Source organism: Bacillus sp. JJ664 (assembly GCF_036962205.1).
GTDB lineage: Bacteria > Bacillota > Bacilli > Bacillales > Bacillaceae_G > Gottfriedia.
In genome coordinates this window covers 1-2097 of record NZ_JBALMS010000094.1, presented here as the reverse complement: position 1 = coordinate 2097, position 2097 = coordinate 1, and the positions used below count along the sequence as shown (strand labels likewise).

Here is a 2097-nt window from a genome sequence, read left to right as displayed (position 1 = left end):
ATAAAACTCTTTTACTAATTGATAAATTAATATCAAATACACACTAATTTTAAGTTTCTGTATAACTCTTAGGAGGTGAAGATCATGTTACCTATTAATCCTTCCCTTAAAACGGCAGTACTTTCTAATACAAATGATGAATCGAACATAATTGATCTATTGTTAGATGAAACGCACCATCTAGCTCTTTTACAAGCAAAATTTGAAAATGAAAAACAGAACCGCTCATTTTTTGTTGGTTTTTCAGATTTGGAAATGATTTACTATTACGTTCATCAACGGAAAGATATACAAACCTCAAAGCAAAGAAAACTTAGCACAAAAATGGAATACATAAGAGAATTAATTCAATTTTATAAGTATCTAAAACAAAGTGAAGATTTTATTCGTAAAGATGTAGAGATTTATCATGAAAGTTCCCTGTTTAAGAATTTAAAGCAAAGACATATCGAAGCTTATCAACAGTGGCTTTCAACCTATCAATATGGGAAAAAGAAACAAGTTTATCGAGTAACTACTCTATCTAGAAAACTAGTTATTTTAAAAAGTTTTTTCAAATTTTTATTTGATTCAAATTATATTCAAGAAGCACTATATACTCGGATTTTAGATGCAAAAATTTCAAAAGATGATTTACCAAACCGCGATTTAGAAGAATTTGAAGTAAAGGCTTTGTTAGACTTTTATAAAAGTAATATATTGAAATCTACGTTAATTAAACTTTTAGCTACAACCGGTATGAGGATTCGGGAACTTTCTGATGCAAAATGGGGTAATGTCTCAAAAGATACTAATGGATATTGGTTACAAATTATTGGAAAAGGAAATAAAAAGCGTGAAGTGAAAATACTAAATCATGTATATCTTGATTTATGTAGATTAAGAGATCGTCGAGGCTTGTCAAATATAATCACTAAAACAGATTCCAGCCCCCTTTTCCCTAATAAAATGAATCAACATTACTCTTTTAAATATTTATCTAATTTTGTCGTTGATATGGTGAAAAGTTCAGATCTACCATTTGTTACAGAACGTAACGATACGAATAATATAAGTCCTCACTTTTTCAGACATCATTACGCATGTCGTTCAATTGAAAAAGGTGCAAGCATTTATCAAGTTAGTCGTAGTCTTGGACATGAAAGTATTCAAACCACTGAATTATATTTATCAAAAATGATGAATCGAAATCAACATGCAAGTAATGTGTGGGATGAAGATGAATACTAAATATTAGTGGTAATCGATTGTTTGTAAAAATTCCATCAATAGTTTGAAAGCCTAGGGAAAACCCTAGGCTTCTAGTTTTGAAACAGATTAAATAAACGATTTGTTTGAAATGCGATTGTTTTATACGCGTTACCAAACTCTTACAGCTTAGAAAACGAGAATGCGATCAGTTGAAGCGACTCAGATTATTTCTACTTTAGTATCCTTTGTAATACTAGCTGCATTTCCTTCATCAACATCTACATGCATCTCGAGCGCAAATTGTTCATTTACTCTAACGAGCACGTTCTCAAAAATTAATCCACGCTCGCCTTCCACTTTAACTTTTACAATATCTTTGTCAGCAACACCAAACTCTGCTGCATCTTTCGTATGCATATGGATATGCCTTGCTGCTACGATTAAACCTTTTTCAATTGTTACTTCACCATTTGGGCCTACTATTTTACATCCCGCTGTATTCGCAATATCACCTGAGTTTCTTAAAGGTACTTTTACGCCCAGTTTGAATGAATCTGTAATTGATACTTCAATTTGCGTATCATTTCTTACTGGTCCTAACACTCTTACACCAGATAAAGTACCTTTATTTCCTACAACATCCACCTTTTCCTTAGCGGCATATTGTCCAGGCTGCGATAGGTCTTTCCATACATTTAATTCATAGCCTTCTCCAAACAAAATATGTAAGTGATCTTTTGTTAAATGTATGTGCCTATTTGAGACACCAACTGGAATTTTTTTATTAGACATAATAACCCTCTTTCATCTTTTGGATATCCATCTTTCTATTTGGCCTACTTATCACAGTTTTAACCGCCTAAAATATTTCTAAACAATTTAATCATATCACCCATTAGTTTACAT

The 2097-nt window shown here is 31.7% G+C and carries 2 protein-coding genes; one reads left to right on the top strand and one right to left on the bottom strand.

Annotation, left to right across the window (positions count from 1 at the left end):
- The first annotated feature begins 84 nt into the window (after positions 1 to 84).
- Positions 85 to 1230, top strand: coding sequence for a tyrosine-type recombinase/integrase (locus V7056_RS15145; protein ID WP_499703241.1), 1146 nt, complete (start codon positions 85 to 87; stop codon positions 1228 to 1230).
- A gap of 180 nt (positions 1231 to 1410) precedes the next feature.
- On the opposite strand, the gene pduL is transcribed toward V7056_RS15145, so the two are convergent.
- On the bottom strand, positions 1411 to 1983 hold the full coding sequence (gene pduL / locus V7056_RS15140; protein ID WP_499703239.1) for a phosphate propanoyltransferase: 573 nt from the start codon (positions 1981 to 1983) through the stop codon (positions 1411 to 1413).
- Positions 1984 to 2097 lie beyond the last annotated feature (114 nt).

Coding starts and splice junctions, on each gene's coding strand:
- V7056_RS15145 (WP_499703241.1), top strand. CDS start 85: ATGTTACCTATTAATCCTTCCCTTAAAACGGCAGTACTTTCTAATACA.
- pduL (WP_499703239.1), bottom strand. CDS start 1,983: ATGTCTAATAAAAAAATTCCAGTTGGTGTCTCAAATAGGCACATACAT.